The organism is Falsiroseomonas stagni DSM 19981 (genome assembly GCF_900114315.1).
GTDB classification, from domain to species: Bacteria; Pseudomonadota; Alphaproteobacteria; order Acetobacterales; family Acetobacteraceae; genus Falsiroseomonas; species Falsiroseomonas stagni.
In genome coordinates this window covers 661,969-677,696 of record NZ_FOSQ01000002.1, presented here as the reverse complement: position 1 = coordinate 677,696, position 15,728 = coordinate 661,969, and the positions used below count along the sequence as shown (strand labels likewise).

Sequence of the window (15,728 nt, the reverse complement as noted above, 5' to 3'; positions counted from 1 at the left end):
ATGGCCGAGACCCTTCCCAAGCTGGCCTCTCCGCTTCCGCCGCTGCTGCCGCGGCTGGAGCTTGAACCGCCGGCGCTCGCGATGCTCGCCGGCCTGGCGACGGCGGCCGAGGGCATCATCAGGCTGGAATCCGCGGGGCTGCGGAACGAGGCGGCGCGCCTGGCTGCCCATGCGCTGCCGAAGCGCGAAGCCGTGTGGTGGGGCTGCATGTGCGCCCGCGGCGTGCCCGACCCCGCTTTGCTGCCCGTGGACGCCGATGCGCTGCTCGCCGCGGAAGCCTGGGTGCGCAAGCCGACTGAGGAAAATCTGCGCCGCGCCGCCATGGAAGCTGCCCAGCGCACCGCCTTCCGGTCGCCGGAGGCCTGGGCGGCCGTCGGCGCCTTCTGGTCCGGTGGCAGCATGGCCCCTGCGGGCCAGCCCGTGGTGCCGCCGCCGGATCACCTTACGGGCGTCGCCGTCAGCGGCGGCGTGGTGCTGGCCGCGGTGCGGCTGCGGCCCGAACGCGCGCAGGACCGCCTGGCGCGCTTCCTGGCCGCGGCGCGCGACATCGCGGCCGGCGGTGCCGGGCGCATCGCGCCGGAGGAGAATTGAGATGCCCGGACCGCCTGCCGCCCGCATCACCGACATGCATGTCTGCCCGATGGTGACGCCCGCGCCCGTGCCGATCCCGCATATCGGTGGCCCGATCCTGACCGGCGCGCCCACCGTCATCACCGGCAAGATGCCGCAGGCGCGAATCAGCGACATGTGCATGTGCGTCGGCCCGCCCGATGTCATCATCAAGGGCAGCGCCACGGTGTTGGTGTGCAAGATGCCGGCCGCGCGCATCGGCGATAATTGCGCGCATGGCGGGGCCATCGTGATGGGGTTCCCCACCGTGCTGATCGGCGGCTGAGGCGACCATGGCGGAGATCACGCTTTCCGTGCTGCGCTGCCCCGACGCGGTGGTGCCCGAACAGCGCCGCGCCAGCGGCGGGTCGATGAGCCTCGGCCGTGGCGTGGAATGCGACTGGGTGCTGGCGGACCCGGACCGCGTGCTGTCCAAGAAGCATTGCGTGCTGGAGTTCTTCGGCGGCGGCTGGCAGATCCGCGACACCTCCACCAACGGCACCTTCGTCAACCACGCTCAAGCGCCGGTGGGGCGGGACCAGGTCAAGCCGCTGATGGAGGGAGACCGCCTCAGGCTCGGCAGCTACGAGATCGAGGTGCGGATCGTGGATGCACCGGCCGCCGCGGGTGGCTGGGGCGGCGCGGCGGATCCCTTCGCGCCGCAGGCGCGCGACTCCTATGCCGCGGCGCCGCGGGATTCCTATGCGGCGGATGCACAGAACCCCTTCGCATCGCCCACGCCGCGCTTTGATCCGACCCCGCTGCCCGGCATGGCGCCGCCGGCGCGGGCCGGGCTGCTGCCGGATGATTTCGACCCCTTCGCCGACAACGCCGCGCCGATGCCGGACCACGCGCCCTCCACGGCGGAGGCCTTCATGGTCCCGCCGTCGCGCCCGGTCGGGAAGGCGCTGATCCCGGATGACTGGGACCTTGGCCTGACGCCAGTCGCGACGAAGCCCGTGCCGCCTGTCGCGAATCCCTTCGCGGAAGCGCCGATGGTCCCGCCGCCGCCGCCGCCGCCGCCCATCGCCGCGCCGGTGCCCGTCCCGCCTGCGCCGGTGGTGGCGCCCATCCCGGCCACGCCCGTGGCCATGCCAGGCGATTCCGCTGCCGCGCTGGCGGCGCTGTTCGATGGCGCCGGACTGCCCCCCGCCATGGCCGCACGCGCGCTGCAGGATCCCGATGCCGCGCTGCGCGCCGCGGGCGCCATGCTGCGCGCCGCCGTCGCGGGGCTGCGCGCCCTGCTGATCGCCAGGGCCGATGTGAAGCGCGAATTCCGCATCGAGCAGACGATGCTGCGCGCCACCGACAACAACCCGCTGAAATTCGCGGCGACCGAGGAACAGGCCCTCGCCGCGCTGCTCGACCCCCGCTCCCCCGCGCTGCGCGCGGTGCAGGAGACGGTGGATGACCTGACGGCGCACCAGGTGGCCGGCCTGGCGGCGACGCAGGCCGCGGCGCGTGCGCTGCTGGAACGCCTGGCGCCCGCGTCGCTGGAAGCGGAAGACCCCGGCGGCGGCTTGCTGCCCGGCGCGAAGGAGAAGCGGCTGTGGGAGGCCTACAGGCGCCGCCACGCGCAGCTCGTGGACCAGTTCGAGGATGATTTCGACAGCGCCTTCGGGAAGGCTTTCGCCCGCGCCTATGAACAGGCAACGGGCAAGCGGGACCGGTGACGCGTTCGCCATGCCGCGGCATGGCCGATAAGGGGTGACGGAAGCGGATGGTCTGGCACGACAAGGTGGTCTGGCAGGAGGGCATGTTCCTCCGCGCGCAGCACTTCCAGCAGCAGGACCGGCATATGGAGCATCTGCTCCAGGCCCGCGCCGCGCCGCTGCGCCCGCATCCCTGGGGCGTCACGGATTTCGCACTGGACCGGGACCTGCTGGGCGCGGGTCGCTTCGCGCTCTCCGGCGCTGCGGGGGTGATGGAGGATGGTACCCCCTTCGCCATCCCCGGCACCGCCGACCCGCCCGTGCCGCTCGACCTGCCGGAGGGCACGCGCAACTGCGTCATCTACCTGGCCATCCCGCTGCGCCAGGCCGGCAGCCCGGAAGTCGCGGCGCCCGATGCGGGGCCGGAGGCGATGCGCGCGCGCCATACGCTACGCGCCTTCGAAGCCTTCGACACCCATTCCGACAGCACCATGCCGGCGGAGCTTTCGATCGGGAAGCTGCGCATGCGCTACATGCTGGAGACGGAGGAACGCGCGGGCTATGCGTGCCTCGGCCTGGCACGCGTCGTGGAGGTGCAGGCGGATCGCCGCGTCGTCCTCGATGAACGCTTCATTCCGCCCTGCCTCCGCATCTCCGCCGCCTTCGTGCTGAACAATCTGGTGGCCGAGCTTGTCGGCATGCTGGGGCAGAGGGGTGAGGCGCTGGCCGCGCGCCTCGGCCAGCCCGGCGCGCAGGGCGTCGCGCAGGTTTCCGATTTTCTCCTGTTGCAGACGGTGAATCGCTGGCAGCCGCTGATCGCGCATTGGGCGGATGCGGGGAATGTGCATCCCGAAAGCCTCTTCGCCGCGCTGGTGCAGCTGGCGGGCGAACTCGCGACCTTCACCGCGCCGGACAAGCGCGCGACGGCCTATCCGGCCTATCGGCATGACGATCTGCAACGCAGCTTCGCGCCTGTCGTCGCCGACCTCCGTCGTTCGCTGTCGCAGGTGCTGGAGACCAACGCGGTCGCGATCCCCTTGCAGGACCGCAATTTCGGCGTCCGCGTCGGCGCCATCACCGACCGCAACCTGCTGCGCGCATCGCAATTCGTCCTCACCGTGGCTGCCGATCTTCCCGGTGAGCAGATCCGAAGAATATTCCCGAACCAGGTGAAGATCGGCGCGGTCGAGCACATCCGCGAACTCGTCAACGTGGCGCTGCCCGGCATCGCCGTGCGGCCGCTGCCCGTGGCGCCGCGGCAGATCCCCTTCAACGCCGGCGCGGTCTATTTCGAGCTCGATCGGGGCTCCCCGCATTGGCAGCAGATGCAGTCCTCGGGCGGCTTCGCCGTGCATGTCTCCGGCGAATTCCCGAATCTGCGCATGGAGCTCTGGGCGATACGGGCATGAGCGACAATCCCTTCTCCGAGCCTGACGACAGCGACCGCACGGTGGTGCGCGGGCCAGCCGGCGCGCCGCCCCCGCCACCGCCGCGCGCGACCGCGGCGCCCGCCGCGCCGCAACCCATGGCGCCGCGCATGGCCGGGGAGGCTGAGGCGCTGCCCAAGGTCGGCCTCTCCCCCATGGCCGCCGCCGCCGCGCCGCTGCTCGACCTGCTGGCGCGCATCGGCGCCGGGCCCCAGGCCGCGCAGGTGCAGAACTCGGAGGAGTTGCGCGAACGCGCCATGCGCGCGCTGAAGGCGTTCGAGGGCGAGTGCCGCGCGATGGAGGCCTCGCCGGACCAGCTTCGCGCCGCGCATTACGCGCTGTGCGCGGCGCTGGACGATGTGGCGCTGGCCACGCCCTGGGGGCAGGCGAGCGGCTGGGCGACGCGGTCCCTCGTCTCCTCCTTCCACCAGGAAGTCCGCAGCGGGGAGCGGTTCTTCGACCTGCTCGCCGGCATGCAGAAGGACCCAGGGCGGTATCTGAACGCGCTGGAGATCTGCTACCTCTGCCTCGCCCTCGGCTTCCAGGGGCGCTACCGCCTGGCGCCGCGCGGCCATGCGGAGCTGGATCGGATCCGGGAGGGTCTGTACCAGCTTCTCGTGCAGTTGCGCGGCAATTGGGAACGCGAACTCTCGCCACGCTGGCGGGGCGTCGATGCGCCGCATCGCGGGCCGGGGCGCAGCGTGCCGGCCTGGGTCGCCGGCGCCGTCGCCGTGGCGCTGCTGGCCTTCGGCTACGTCTTCGTCAGCGACAGCGTCAATGCGAAGGGCGATGACCTGCAATCCCGCCTGGCGCAGCTGCCGCCGGGCGCGCCGCCCGCCATCGACCGCACCGCGCCGCCGGTGCCGCCCGCGCCACCACCGCCACCGCCGCCGACGGCGGAACCCGATCTGATCCAGAAGGTCCGCACCTTCCTTGCGCCGGAGATCCAGCAGGGGCTCGTGACCGTCGAAGGCGATGCGGGACGGCTGCTGGTCCGCATCGCCGGGCGCGGCATGTTCCCCTCCGGCAGCGCCAGCGTGGAGGCGAATTTCGTGCCGCTGCTCAACCGCATCGGCCAGGCGCTGCGCACGGAACCCGGGCGCGTGATGGTGCTCGGCCATTCCGACAACCAGCCCATCCGCACGGTGCGCTTCCCCTCCAACTTCGCGCTCTCCGCCGCACGGGCGGAGGCGGCGAAGGACATCATCGCGGCGGCGACCGGCGCGCCCGCCCGCTTCACCGCGGTGGGCCGCGCGGATACCGAACCGCTGACGACGAACGCGACGCCGGAGGGGCGGGAGACCAACCGCCGCATCGAAGTGGTCCTGATGCGGGAGGGCCGCTGACATGAAGGCCTTCCTCACCATCCCCGCCATCGGCGGGCTGGTCGGCGCGCTGCTGCTGGTGCCGGTCATCTGGCTCTTCGCGCCCGTCTTCCTGGGGATCGAGGCGCTGTGGCTGCTGGCCTTGCTGGCCGCCCTGCCCGTGCTCGTCTGGCTGGTCGTGATGATCATCGTGGTGCGCCGCCGGGCCGGCCGCGATGCCGCGCTGGTCGCCGGCGCCACCGAATCCCGCGCTGCCGAGAACAAGGCCGCGGCCGAAGCCTCCGCGGAGGAAACGGCCGTCGCGGGCCGCCTGGCGGAGGCGCTGGGCGCGCTCAAGCAGGCGGGCGGCGGGAAGGGCGGCTACCTCTATGAGCGGCCCTGGTACGTCATCATCGGCCCGCCTGGCAGCGGCAAGACGACGGCGATCCAGAACAGCGGGCTCGATTTTCCGCTGGCAGCCGGGCGCGTCGCCGGTGTCGGTGGCACGCGCAATTGCGACTGGTGGATCGCCGAACAGGCGGTGCTGATCGATACCGCCGGCCGCTACACGACGCAGGACAGCGATGCGAATGCCGACAAGGCGGGCTGGGAACGCTTTCTTCAGTTGCTGCGCAGCCAGAGGCCGAAGCAGCCGCTGAATGGCATCGTGGTGGCGTTTGGCGCGGACATGATCAGCCGGCTGGACGCCGCGCAGCGGGACCAGCACGCGCAGGCCGTGCGGCGCCGGATCCGGGAGCTGGAACAGAAGCTCGGCCAGCGGCTGCCGGTCTATCTGCTGGTGAGCAAGGCGGACCTCATCGTCGGCTTCTCCGAATTCTTCGATGATCTCGACAAGGAAACCCGCGCCCAGGTCTGGGGCGTGACCTTTCCGGCGCAGGCAGGGCCGGAGGGGCATTCGGGAAAGTTCGGGGACGAATTCACCGCGCTGGTGAAGCGCTTGCAGGACCGGCTGCTGGAGCGGTTGCAGGCGGAGCGCGGGCCGGAGCAGCGCGCGCGGATCGGCGGCTTCCCCGCGCAATTCGCCTCGCTGGAAGCGCCGCTCGGCGCCTTCGTCAACGCGGCCTTCGGCGGATCGAAGCTCGACCCCGCGCCCTTCCTGCGCGGCATCTATTTCACGTCCGGCACGCAGGAAGGCACGCCGATCGATCGGCTGACGGGGGCGCTGTCGCGCACCTTCGGCCTCGATCCGCGCCGCCCCGCGGCGATCATGGGGCAGAAGGGGCGGAGCTACTTCCTCGGCCGGCTGCTGCGCGACGTGGTGTTCAACGAGGCGCGGCTGGCTGCCCTCGATGGCGGGCAGACGCAGCGCGGGCGGCTGGTGCAGATGGGCGCCTGGGCCGCGGCGCTGCTGCTGGTGCTGGGCGGTGGCGCCTGGGGCTTCATGGCGATGAACGCGGAGAGCGCCCGCGCCGCCCGCCTGGCCGACGCCCTGGCCAAGGCGGAACAGGCCGCGCAGGGCCTGCCGCTGGATCGCGTGATGGCGGCGGATGAATTGCCGCGCGTCGTGCCCTACCTCGACGCCGTGCGCGCCCTGCCGCCCTCCGCCCGGGCGGATGGCGCGCTGCCCGGCCTCAGCCAGGAAGCCAAGCTGATCGAGGGCGGGGAGCTTGCCTACAAGCGCGCGCTGGATCGCGTGCTGCTGCCCCGCCTGCTGGCGCGGCTGGAGGCGCAGATCCGCGCCGGCATGCAGCGGCCGGACTTCCTGTATGAGGCGACGCGCATCTACCTGATGCTCGGCCGCCAGGGCCCGCTGGACCGGGCGCTGGTCAAGGAATGGATGGCGCTGGACTGGCAGCAGAGCTTCCCCGGCGCCGTGGCTGCACCCGTGCGGGTTGCGCTGGCGGTGCACCTGGATGCGATGCTGGCGGGCGACTTCATCACCTATCCCGTCGATGGCGCGCTGGTGGACCAGGCCCGGCGCATCTTCTCCCGCCTTCCCATGGCGGAGCGCCTGTATTCGCGGTTGCGCACGAGCGCGGGCAACGCGCCCGCCTGGAAGCCGGCCGACAGCCTCGGCCCCGCCGGGCAGCGCTGGTTCGCGCTGGCGTCGAACCGTCCGCTGGCGGAGGCGCAGGTGCCCGGGCTGTTCACGGTTGAGGGGCTGCATCGCGGGTTGTTGCCGCGCCTGCCCGCCGCGATTGTCGAGGCCGCCAGCGAAAGCTGGGTGCTGGGGCCGGAAGCGGCTGCCGGCCTGGCGGGTGATCCGCGCCAGCTCGAACAGGCCGTCCTTCGCCTTTACGCGGAGGATTACGCCCGCGCCTGGCAGGCCGTGCTGGCGGACCTCGTGTTGCCGCCCTTCCGCAACCTGAACCAGGCGTCGGAGGCGCTGAACCTTCTCGGCGCGCCCAATTCGCCCATCCGGGACGTGCTGCGCAGCGCGGCGCGGCAATTGTCGCCGGGCACGCCGCCCGAGCCTCCGGGCGGTGCGGCGGGTGCCGCTGCTGCGGGCGCTGCCCAGGCGGCGGCACAGGCGGCTGCCGGGTCCGGCGGACGCATCGCGGCGGCCATCGGGGCGGCGGCGCAGCCCTCCTCCGCGGCACCGGTGGCGACGGTGGTGGAGGAGCGGTTCCGGCCGCTGCGGGAGGCCTCGGGACAGCCGCTCGATGCCACGCTCCAGATCGTCAACGACCTCTTCGTCCAGGTGCAGCGCCTGGCGAGCGCGCCGCCCGGCACGGTGCTGCCGCCGGCCACGGGGCTCGACCCCGGCCAGCGCCTGGCCGCCGAGGCTGCAAGGGCGCCGGAGCCGCTGGGGCGGTGGCTGCAGGCCATGTCCGCCTCCACCGCGAATGCCCGGTCGGGCGGCGCGCGGGCGAGCATTGCCGCGGCGGGCGGCCAGGCGCTCGGCCCCTTCTGCCGGGGGCTGGAGACGCGCTTCCCGTTCCGCCGCACCGTGGATGCGCCGGAGATGCCGCTCGATGACTTCGTGCGCCTCTTCGGCCCCGGCGGCGTCTTCGACCAGTTCTTCGCCCAGCATCTGCGGAACTTCGTGGACACCACACAGCGGCCCTGGCGCCTGGTGACGGCGGATGGGCTGGCGCCGCCGATCTCGCCGGCGGACCTGATGCAGTTCCAGCGCGCCGCAGCCATCCGGGACGGGTTCTTCCCCTCCGGCCTGGTGGGTGCCGCCATGGGGCTGCGGTTCGAGCTGCTGCCCCAGGGCATGGACCCCGGCGCCACCGGCGCGACGCTGGAGGTGGAGGGCACGCGGGTGCCCATCGCCCGCGGCGCCGTCGCCGCGCGGCCGATCCCGATGATCTGGCCGAGCCGGGGCGGGGTGACGCTGACCTTCGATCCGGCGCCGGCCAGCGGCGCGCCCATCGCGACCGATGGTGCCTGGGCGGCGATGCGCTTCGTCTCCCGCGGGCAGCTGACGCAGATCGGCGCGGCGGGCGACCGCTTCCGGCTGCGGATGGTGCAGGGGGAACGCAGCGCGGAGTTCGAGCTGCGCGCCTCCTCCGTCATCAACCCCTTCGCCCTGCGGGAACTGGCGGAGTTCCGCTGCCCCGCGCTGCCGGCGCAGTAGCGATGGCAACGGGGATCTTCGGCAAGCTGCCGGCGCATGGCGATTTCGTGCGCCGGGGGCTGCCGGACGGCTTTGTCAGTGCCTGGGACGCCTGGCTGCAGGCGGGCATCGCGGAAGCGCGGGATGCGCTGGGCGACGGTTTCGCCGCCGCCTGGGCCGCCGCCCCCGCCTGGTGCTTCCACCTGCCCGCGGGCGCTTGCGGGCCGGAGGCGGTGGCCGGGGTGCTGGTGCCGAGCGAGGACCTCGTCGGCCGGCTCTTCCCCGTGACCCTCGCGCGCGTGCTCTCCGCCGGGGAGGGCCCGCCCGGGGCCACCTGGTATGGCGCGCTGGAGGCCGCCGCGCGGCTGCCGGGGCAGGATGCCGACGGCCTGCTCGCCGCCATCGCTGACCTTCCCCCAGGCGATGACGAACCCCCCGGGGAGGGGTGGTGGCGGCTCGACGGCGCGCGCTGGGACTGGCCGGCCCTGCCGCCGCCCGCCCTGTTCCGCGTTCTGGCGGAGGGTGGCGCATGAGCCTGACCCTGGCCGGGGAGGCCGTGACCCACCCCGGCACCGTGCGTCCCCGCAACGAGGATGCCTTCGTCGATCGCGGCGATATCGGGCTCTGGGCCGTCGCTGACGGGGCGGGCGGGCATGGCGCGGGCGATGTCGCCTCCGCCGCGGTGGCGGAGGCGTTGCGGGACCTGCCGCCGGGGCTCTCCGCGGCGGAATTGCTGGCGCAGGTGCGGCTGCGCGTCGGCGCGGTGCATGCCGATCTCCAGGCGCGTGCCGCGGCGGCGGGGCCGGGGCGGATCATCGCCACCACGCTGGTGCTGCTGCTGGCGCGGGGCGGGCATTACGCCTGCCTCTGGGCCGGGGACAGCCGGGCCTATCTGCTGCGCGACGGCGCCTTCACCCGGCTGACCCGCGACCATTCCCTGGTGCAGGACCTGGTCGATGGCGGCGTGATCGACGAGGAGGCGGCGGAGGGCCACCCGCAGGCCAATGTCATCACCCGCGCGGTGGGCGGGCAGGGCGGGCTGGAGCTGGACAAGGTCAGCGCCCGCTTCGCGGCCGGCGACCTGTTCTTCCTGTGCAGCGACGGTGTCTTCAAGGCGGTGCCGGAAGCCGAGATCGGCGCCATGCTGGCCGCCGGGCAGGGGGCCGGGGCGGTGATCGAGGCCGCGCTGGCGCGCGGGGCACGGGACAATGTGACGGCGGTGGTGGTGCGGGCCGGCGTGGCCTTTTAGCCACTAACCCCTTTTAGCCGATTATGCCGATTAGGTGCATTTAGCACCGTTTTCGCGTTTCGCCGGGGCCGGCGCTCCGACTTCCAGACGAAGGCCGGAGCCTGGACGCGGATCGGCCGCTGATGGCCGGAACATAGCCCGAACACCCCGGCCGATGCCATGAAAATCGGCCGCTTCAGGCCGGCGGCAGCCGGAGCGCGCCGTCCAGCCGGATCGTCTCCCCGTTCAGCAGCGGGTTGGCGGCGATGGCCATCACCATGGCGGCGTATTCGTCGGGCCGGCCGAGGCGGGAGGGGAAGAGCGGCATCCGCCCCAGGCTCTCCCGCGCCTCCTCCGTCAGCGTATCCATCAGCGGCGTGTGGAACAGGCCCGGCGCGATGGTGACCACGCGCACGCCGAACTTCGCCAACTCCCGCGCCGCGGGCAGCGTCAGCCCGACGATGCCGCCCTTGGAGGCGCTGTAGGCGCATTGCCCGATCTGGCCCTCATAGGCGGCGATGGAGGCGGTGGCGACGACCAGGCCACGCTCCCCGTTCGGCAGCGGCGCATTCGTCGTCATGCGCGCGGCGGCCAGCCGCAGCAGGTTGAAGGTGCCGATCAGGTTCACGCGGATCACGCGTTCGAACAGCGCCAAATCATGCGGGCCGTTGCGGCCGGCGACGCGCGCGGCGGGCGCGATGCCGGCGCAGGCGACGGCGAGGCGAAGCGGCGCCAGCGCCGCGGCTTCCTCGATGGCCTTCGCGACCGGCGCTTCCTCCGCCACGTCGCCGGCGACGGCGACGCCGCCGATGCGCGCCGCGACGGCTTCCGCGGCGGCCTGGTTGATGTCCATCACCACGACCTTCGCGCCGGCGGCGGCCAGCGCCTCCGCCGTCGCGGCACCGAGCCCCGATGCGCCGCCGGTGACGACGGCCGATGCGCCCTGAAGATCCATCCCTATTGCTCCCCCGCCTTGGCCGCCCGCTTTTCCAGGAAGGCGGCGAGGCCAGCCTGCGCCTCCGGCCCCGTCTGCGCCATGGCGGCCATCATGCTCTCGACGAAGAGGCCGTCCTCCTCGCTCATGTCCTGGATTCGCGGGAGGGCCTGGAGCACGCCCATCACGGTCAGCGGCGCCATCTTCGCGACCTTGGCGGCGAGTTCATCCGCCTTGGCCGGCGCGCCGCCGGCTTCGGTGACGTAGGTGACGAGGCCCGCGCGTTCCGCCGCCGCGGCATCCAGCGCGCGGCCGGTCAGCATCATGTCCGCCATCCGGCCCAGGCCGATCAGGCGGGCCACATGCACGGACGCGCCGCCGCCCACGAAGATGCCGCGCGTGCCCTCCGGCAGGGCGAAGAAGGCCGTGGGGTCCGCGACCCGGATGTGGCAGGCGCCCGCCAGTTCCAGCCCGCCGCCGACGCAGGCGCCATGGATGGCCGCGATCGCGGGGATGCGCCCCGTGCGGATGCGCCGGAACACCTGGTGCCAGCCGCGCGAATGATGGAACACTTCCTCCGCCGTCCGGGCCTTGTGTTCGCCCAGGTCGAGGCCGGCGGAGAAGCAGGGGCCATTGCCCTGGATGATGATGGCCCGCGCCTCCCGCTGCGCGCGCAGCACGGCGGCATCGAGCGCTTCCAGCAGCGCATCGCTGATGGCGTTGCGCTTGCCCGGCCTGTTCAGGGCGATGCGGGCGATGCTGCCGCTGATGTCGAGGGTGACAAGGGCCTCGTCCACGGGCGTTTCCCCTTTTAGTTATGCGCCATAACAATAGGCGCGCGGGACGGAAGGGGCAAGACCTGGCCGCCCCCACCCGACCCTCTTGCCCCTCAGGGGGAGAGGGCTTGTGGTGCGTGGGGGCTTTTCAGCCGCGCGCCAGCAGCCGGAGGGCGGTGATGAGCGTGGCGTGTTCCTCGGGGGTCATGCCCTCGGCCAATTGGCGTTCCACCTCGGCCTCTCCGACCTTGCCGCGCTTCAGCAGCGCGCGGCCGGCCTGGGTGATCTGCAGCGTATTGGCGCGGCGGTTGCCTTCCTCCTCCGCCCGCTTCAGCAGGCCCTCCTCCTCCAGCGACGCCAGCAGGACCGTGAGGTTGGAGGGCTTGATGCGCAGCGCTTCCGCCAGCACACCCTGGCGGATGGAAGGGTTCGCTTCCAGCATCAGCAGCACGGCCAGCCGCCCGGGTGTCAGCCCCAGCGGCGACATGGTGCGGTGGAAGGTATCGAAGGCAGTCTGCTGCGCCAGCCGCAGGCGGAAGCCGAGCTTGCTGTCGAGCGGAGAGAGGTCGGGCGCCTCGGCGGGCGCGGCCGCGCTGGCCTGGCGGCGGGGCTTGGGCATGGCAGTGGGATACACGTTGTGGCCGTCTCCGTAAAAGGGGGGCCTTGGAAGCAGCCCTCGATCACACTATTATGCGTCATAACAATTCGTGACGCCGTCCGACGGCGCCGGAGGAGAGAATGTCCCCCCCTGATGCCCTGCGCGATGCGCCCGAACGCCGCCGCCTTGGTGCCGCCCCCGTGCGGTTCGAGCCGCGTGCCGATGGCGCGCTGCTGGTCACGCCGGTGCCGCAACTCGGCCCCTATCCCCACCGGTTGACGGAGCGGCTGGAACACCACGCCGCGCTGGCGCCCGACCGCACGCTGATCGCCAAGCGACGGCCCGCGCCCAAGGGGCAGCCGGGCGGCGACTGGCAGCGCATCACCTATGGCGAGATGCTGGCGAAGGTGCGGGCGGTGGGGCAGTCGCTGCTGGATCGCGGGCTTTCCGCCGAGCGGCCGCTGGTATTCCTGTCCGGCAATTGCCTGGACCAGGCGGTGCTGACGCTGGCCGCGCTGCATGTCGGCGTGCCGGTCGCGCCCGTCTCCCCCTCCTACGCGCTGCTGGCGAAGGATTTTCAGAAATTGCGCCACTGCCTGGCGCTGCTGACGCCGGGAATGGTTTTCGCGAATGACGGCGCGCGCTTCGGCGATGCCATCGCGGCTGTGGTGGCGGCGGATGTGGAACTGCTCGTCTCCGCCAACCCGCCTGCCGGGCGCGCGGCGACGACCATGGACGAATTGCTGGCGACGGTGCCTGGCCGCGCGGTGGATGAAGCGGCCGCCGCGGTCGATCCCGATGCGCCCGCGAAAATCCTGTTCACCTCGGGCAGCACCGGGCTGCCCAAGGGCGTGGTGAACACGCAGCGCATGATCTGTTCCAACCAGCAGATGCTGCTGGAAGCCTTCCCCTTCATGGGGGAGGAACCGCCGGTGCTGCTGGATTGGCTGCCCTGGCACCACACCTTCGGCGGCAACCACAATATCGGCATCTGTCTCTACAATGGCGGCACGATGTACATGGATGATGGTCGCCCGGTGCCGGGCGGCTACGGCGAATCGCTGCGCAACCTGCGGGAGATCGCGACCAGCATCCATTTCAACGTCCCCCGCGGCTTCGAGGAGCTGGTGCACCATCTGAAGGAGGACGCGGCCCTGCGCCGCATCTTCTTCAGCAAGCTGCACATGATGTTCTACTCCGCGGCCGGCCTGCCGCAGCACATCTGGAACGAGCTGGACAAGCTGGCGCTGGCGGAGCGCGGGCACACCATCCCGATGATCACCGGCCTCGGCGCTACGGAAACCGCGCCTTTCGCCATCTGCGTGCGGGAGGAGCACAGCGCCTCCGGTGTCGTCGGCCTGCCGGTGCCGGGGCTGTCGCTGAAGCTGGCGCCCGTCGCGGGGAAGATGGAGGCGCGGGTGAAGGGGCCGTCCATCACCCCGGGCTACTGGCGGAACCCGGAAGCCACGGCCAAGGCCTTCGACGAGGAAGGCTATTACTGCTTCGGCGATGCGCTGGCGCCGATCGACCGCGACGACCTGCACAAGGGCTTCCGCTTCGATGGCCGCATCACCGAAGACTTCAAGATGGCGACCGGCACCTGGGTCAGCGTCGGCCCGCTGCGGGAGAAGCTGGTGGCGGCGTTGGCGCCGTATGTGAAGGATGCCGTGATCGCCGGCGTGGACCGGGATTTCCTCTGCGCCATCCTGCTGCCGGAGGCGGAAGCCGTGGCGACGCTGGTGCCGAAGGGGGAGGACGCCGCCACGCATCCCGCGCTGCGCGCCGCGCTGGCGGACAAGCTGGCGGCGCTGGGCGCCAAGGCCACGGGTTCGTCCCAGCGCGTCGCGCGGGCGGTGCTGCTGACCTCGCCGCTCTCGCTCGATGCCGGTGAGATCACGGACAAGGGCTCCATCAACCAGCGCGCCGTGCTGGCGGCCCGCGCCGCGCTGGTGGAGGACCTCTACGCCGATCCGCCTTCCTCCCTCGTCATTATCACCCCGGAGCTGTCATGACCGCGCTGATCAACGAATGGCAGGACGCCTGGCTGCTGGCCGGCGCGCGGACGCCCTTTGCCGACCTGGCCGGGCCGCTCGGCCTGGTCTCGCCCATCGACCTCGGCATCAAGGCGGCGCGCGCCGCCATCGGCAAGGCGGGGATCGATGCCGCCGAGATCGGGCATGTCGTCGCGGGATCGGTCGCGCAGGCGAGCTACGATGCCTACATGCTGCCGCGCCATGTCGGCCTCTATGCCGGGGTGCGGGAAGACGTGCCCGCGCTGCTCGTGCAGCGGGTCTGCGGCACGGGGATCGAGGCGCTGGCGCAGGGCGCCAATGCCGTGGAGCGCCAGGGGGCGGGCGTTTCGTTGTGCGTGGGCGCGGAGAGCATGAGCCGCAACCCCATCGCGGCCTACACGCATCGCAACGGCTTCACGCTCGGCGCGCCGGTGGAGTTCAAGGATTTCCTGTGGGAGGCGCTGCTGGACCCCGCCTGCGGGCTGAGCATGGGTGGCACGGCGGAGGAACTGGCGAAGCGCCACGGGATCTCGCGCGCGGAGGTCGATGCCTTCGCGGCGCGCAGCTTCGACCGCGCGCTGGCGGCGCGGGAGGCTGGCTTCTTCGCGGATGAGGTCGTGCCGGTGACGAGCGAGACCTTCTCCCGCGAGGGGCTGGCGGATCGGGGGATCGCGCTGTCCCGCCGGACGCCGTCCGTCGATGCCGACACGCACCCGAGGCCGTCTCCGGTGGAGACACTCGCGAAAATCAGGCCGGCCTTCGGGGGCGTGCAGACCGGCGGCAATTCCTCCGCCGTCGTCGATGGCGCGGCGGCGGCGCTGGTGTGCAGCGGGGCCTTCGCGAAAGGGCGCGCGCCGCTGGCGCGGCTCGTCGCCTCCGCCGCCGTCGGCTGCCCGCCGGCGATCATGGGCATCGGGCCGGTGCCGGCGATCCGGGCGCTGCTGGCGCGCACGGGCCTGACGCTCGACCAGATCGACCTGATCGAGATCAACGAGGCTTTCGGCGCGCAGGTGATGGCGTGTTCCCGCGAACTCGGCCTGGATGAGGCGAAGCTGAACGCGAATGGTGGCGCGATTGCCATCGGGCATCCGCTGGCGGCCACGGGCATCCGCCTGGCCGTGACCTGCGCGCGGGCGCTGAAGCGGCGCGGCGGGCGGTATGGCATCGCCTCGGCCTGCATCGGCGGCGGGCAGGGGATCGCGCTGCTGATCGAGGTGGCGTCGTGACCAGCCTCGTGAATCGCCGTCCCGTGACGATCGAATGGGGGGATTGCGACCCCGCGGGCATCGTCTTCTATCCCCGCTACTTCGCGATCTTCGATGCCTGCACCGCGGCGCTGTTCCAGGCGGCGCTCGGGATGCCGAAGATCCAGTGGACGGAGAAGTTCGGCATCGTCGGCATCCCCATGGTCGATACGCGGGGCAAATTCTCCGTGCCCTCGGCCTATGGGGATGAGGTGGTGGTGGAAAGCCGCATCACGGCCTTCCGCCGGTCCTCCTTCGATGTGGAGCACCGCCTGCTGAAGGCCGATGGCGCGCTCGGCGTCGAGGGGTTCGAGACCCGCGTCTGGGTGGCTCGGGACCCGAACAATCCGAAGGGGATCAAGGCGGCGCCGATCCCGGCGGAGGTCGTGGCGGCGTTCGGGGCCTGACACGCCGCACCTGC

14 protein-coding genes are annotated in these 15,728 nt (G+C 72.2%); 11 read left to right on the top strand and 3 right to left on the bottom strand.

What is annotated here, in order from left to right; translation table 11 throughout:
* From BM041_RS09780 to BM041_RS09745, 8 genes are read left to right on the top strand one after another with little or no spacing between them, the layout of a single operon-like run.
* The gene (locus BM041_RS09780; RefSeq protein ID WP_092958804.1) at window positions 1-591 is read left to right on the top strand and encodes a DUF6931 family protein; all 591 of its coding nucleotides are present in this window, start codon (window positions 1-3) and stop codon (window positions 589-591) included.
* Window position 592: 1 nt separating this feature from the next.
* The gene (locus tag BM041_RS09775; RefSeq protein ID WP_092958802.1) at window positions 593-895 is read left to right on the top strand and encodes a PAAR domain-containing protein; all 303 of its coding nucleotides are present in this window, start codon (window positions 593-595) and stop codon (window positions 893-895) included.
* 7 nt (window positions 896-902) lie between these two features.
* Entirely contained in the window at window positions 903-2,282 is a 1,380-nt protein-coding gene (gene tagH / locus BM041_RS09770) for a type VI secretion system-associated FHA domain protein TagH (RefSeq protein WP_092958800.1), read from the top strand.
* A 47-nt stretch (window positions 2,283-2,329) separates the two neighbouring features.
* On the top strand, window positions 2,330-3,670 hold the full coding sequence (gene tssK, locus BM041_RS09765; RefSeq protein ID WP_092958798.1) for a type VI secretion system baseplate subunit TssK: 1,341 nt from the start codon (window positions 2,330-2,332) through the stop codon (window positions 3,668-3,670).
* Window positions 3,667-5,034 carry a type VI secretion system protein TssL, long form gene (tssL, locus tag BM041_RS09760; RefSeq protein ID WP_092958796.1) on the top strand — a complete coding sequence of 456 codons (1,368 nt, stop codon included), beginning with the start codon at window positions 3,667-3,669 and terminating at the stop codon, window positions 5,032-5,034. Before tssK ends, tssL begins: the two co-directional genes overlap by 4 nt.
* Window position 5,035: 1 nt before the next feature.
* Complete coding sequence (tssM, locus tag BM041_RS09755) at window positions 5,036-8,536, top strand: type VI secretion system membrane subunit TssM (RefSeq protein WP_092958794.1); 3,501 nt, start codon at window positions 5,036-5,038, stop codon at window positions 8,534-8,536.
* Window positions 8,537-8,538: 2 nt separating this feature from the next.
* Window positions 8,539-9,048 carry a type VI secretion system-associated protein TagF gene (gene tagF / locus BM041_RS09750; protein ID WP_092958792.1) on the top strand — a complete coding sequence of 170 codons (510 nt, stop codon included), beginning with the start codon at window positions 8,539-8,541 and terminating at the stop codon, window positions 9,046-9,048.
* Entirely contained in the window at window positions 9,045-9,764 is a 720-nt protein-coding gene (locus tag BM041_RS09745) for a PP2C family protein-serine/threonine phosphatase (RefSeq protein ID WP_092958790.1), read from the top strand. The genes tagF and BM041_RS09745 overlap by 4 nt, the downstream gene beginning before the upstream one ends.
* Window positions 9,765-9,939: 175 nt before the next feature.
* Here BM041_RS09745 and BM041_RS09740 read toward each other — a convergent pair whose 3' ends face one another.
* The 3 genes from BM041_RS09740 to BM041_RS09730 all read right to left on the bottom strand — a co-directional run bounded on the left by BM041_RS09740 (window position 9,940) and on the right by BM041_RS09730 (window position 12,072).
* Complete coding sequence (locus BM041_RS09740; RefSeq protein ID WP_092958788.1) at window positions 9,940-10,698, bottom strand: SDR family NAD(P)-dependent oxidoreductase; 759 nt, start codon at window positions 10,696-10,698, stop codon at window positions 9,940-9,942.
* A 2-nt stretch (window positions 10,699-10,700) separates the two neighbouring features.
* Entirely contained in the window at window positions 10,701-11,474 is a 774-nt protein-coding gene (locus BM041_RS09735; protein WP_092958786.1) for a crotonase/enoyl-CoA hydratase family protein, read from the bottom strand.
* 127 nt (window positions 11,475-11,601) lie between these two features.
* Window positions 11,602-12,072: a MarR family winged helix-turn-helix transcriptional regulator gene (locus BM041_RS09730; RefSeq protein ID WP_092958784.1), complete on the bottom strand. Its 471-nt coding sequence runs from the start codon at window positions 12,070-12,072 to the stop codon at window positions 11,602-11,604.
* Between the two features lie 119 nt (window positions 12,073-12,191).
* Between BM041_RS09730 and BM041_RS09725 the strand changes: the two genes are divergently transcribed.
* Genes BM041_RS09725 through BM041_RS09715 form a run of 3 tightly spaced genes read left to right on the top strand, consistent with a single transcriptional unit; the run spans window position 12,192 to window position 15,714 of the window.
* Window positions 12,192-14,063 carry a feruloyl-CoA synthase gene (locus BM041_RS09725; protein WP_092958782.1) on the top strand — a complete coding sequence of 624 codons (1,872 nt, stop codon included), beginning with the start codon at window positions 12,192-12,194 and terminating at the stop codon, window positions 14,061-14,063.
* Complete coding sequence (locus BM041_RS09720) at window positions 14,060-15,289, top strand: thiolase family protein (RefSeq protein WP_092958780.1); 1,230 nt, start codon at window positions 14,060-14,062, stop codon at window positions 15,287-15,289. Before BM041_RS09725 ends, BM041_RS09720 begins: the two co-directional genes overlap by 4 nt.
* Entirely contained in the window at window positions 15,286-15,714 is a 429-nt protein-coding gene (locus BM041_RS09715) for an acyl-CoA thioesterase (protein ID WP_175533845.1), read from the top strand. The genes BM041_RS09720 and BM041_RS09715 overlap by 4 nt, the downstream gene beginning before the upstream one ends.
* Window positions 15,715-15,728 lie beyond the last annotated feature (14 nt).

Bases quoted from the DNA above. Each gene is read 5' to 3' on its own strand.
- BM041_RS09780 (WP_092958804.1), top strand. From the start codon at position 1: ATGGCCGAGACCCTTCCCAAGCTGGCCTCTCCGCTTCCGCCGCTGCTG.
- BM041_RS09775 (WP_092958802.1), top strand. From the start codon at position 593: ATGCCCGGACCGCCTGCCGCCCGCATCACCGACATGCATGTCTGCCCG.
- tagH (WP_092958800.1), top strand. From the start codon at position 903: ATGGCGGAGATCACGCTTTCCGTGCTGCGCTGCCCCGACGCGGTGGTG.
- tssK (WP_092958798.1), top strand. From the start codon at position 2,330: ATGGTCTGGCACGACAAGGTGGTCTGGCAGGAGGGCATGTTCCTCCGC.
- tssL (WP_092958796.1), top strand. From the start codon at position 3,667: ATGAGCGACAATCCCTTCTCCGAGCCTGACGACAGCGACCGCACGGTG.
- tssM (WP_092958794.1), top strand. From the start codon at position 5,036: ATGAAGGCCTTCCTCACCATCCCCGCCATCGGCGGGCTGGTCGGCGCG.
- tagF (WP_092958792.1), top strand. From the start codon at position 8,539: ATGGCAACGGGGATCTTCGGCAAGCTGCCGGCGCATGGCGATTTCGTG.
- BM041_RS09745 (WP_092958790.1), top strand. From the start codon at position 9,045: ATGAGCCTGACCCTGGCCGGGGAGGCCGTGACCCACCCCGGCACCGTG.
- BM041_RS09740 (WP_092958788.1), bottom strand. From the start codon at position 10,698: ATGGATCTTCAGGGCGCATCGGCCGTCGTCACCGGCGGCGCATCGGGG.
- BM041_RS09730 (WP_092958784.1), bottom strand. From the start codon at position 12,072: ATGCCCAAGCCCCGCCGCCAGGCCAGCGCGGCCGCGCCCGCCGAGGCG.
- BM041_RS09725 (WP_092958782.1), top strand. From the start codon at position 12,192: ATGTCCCCCCCTGATGCCCTGCGCGATGCGCCCGAACGCCGCCGCCTT.
- BM041_RS09720 (WP_092958780.1), top strand. From the start codon at position 14,060: ATGACCGCGCTGATCAACGAATGGCAGGACGCCTGGCTGCTGGCCGGC.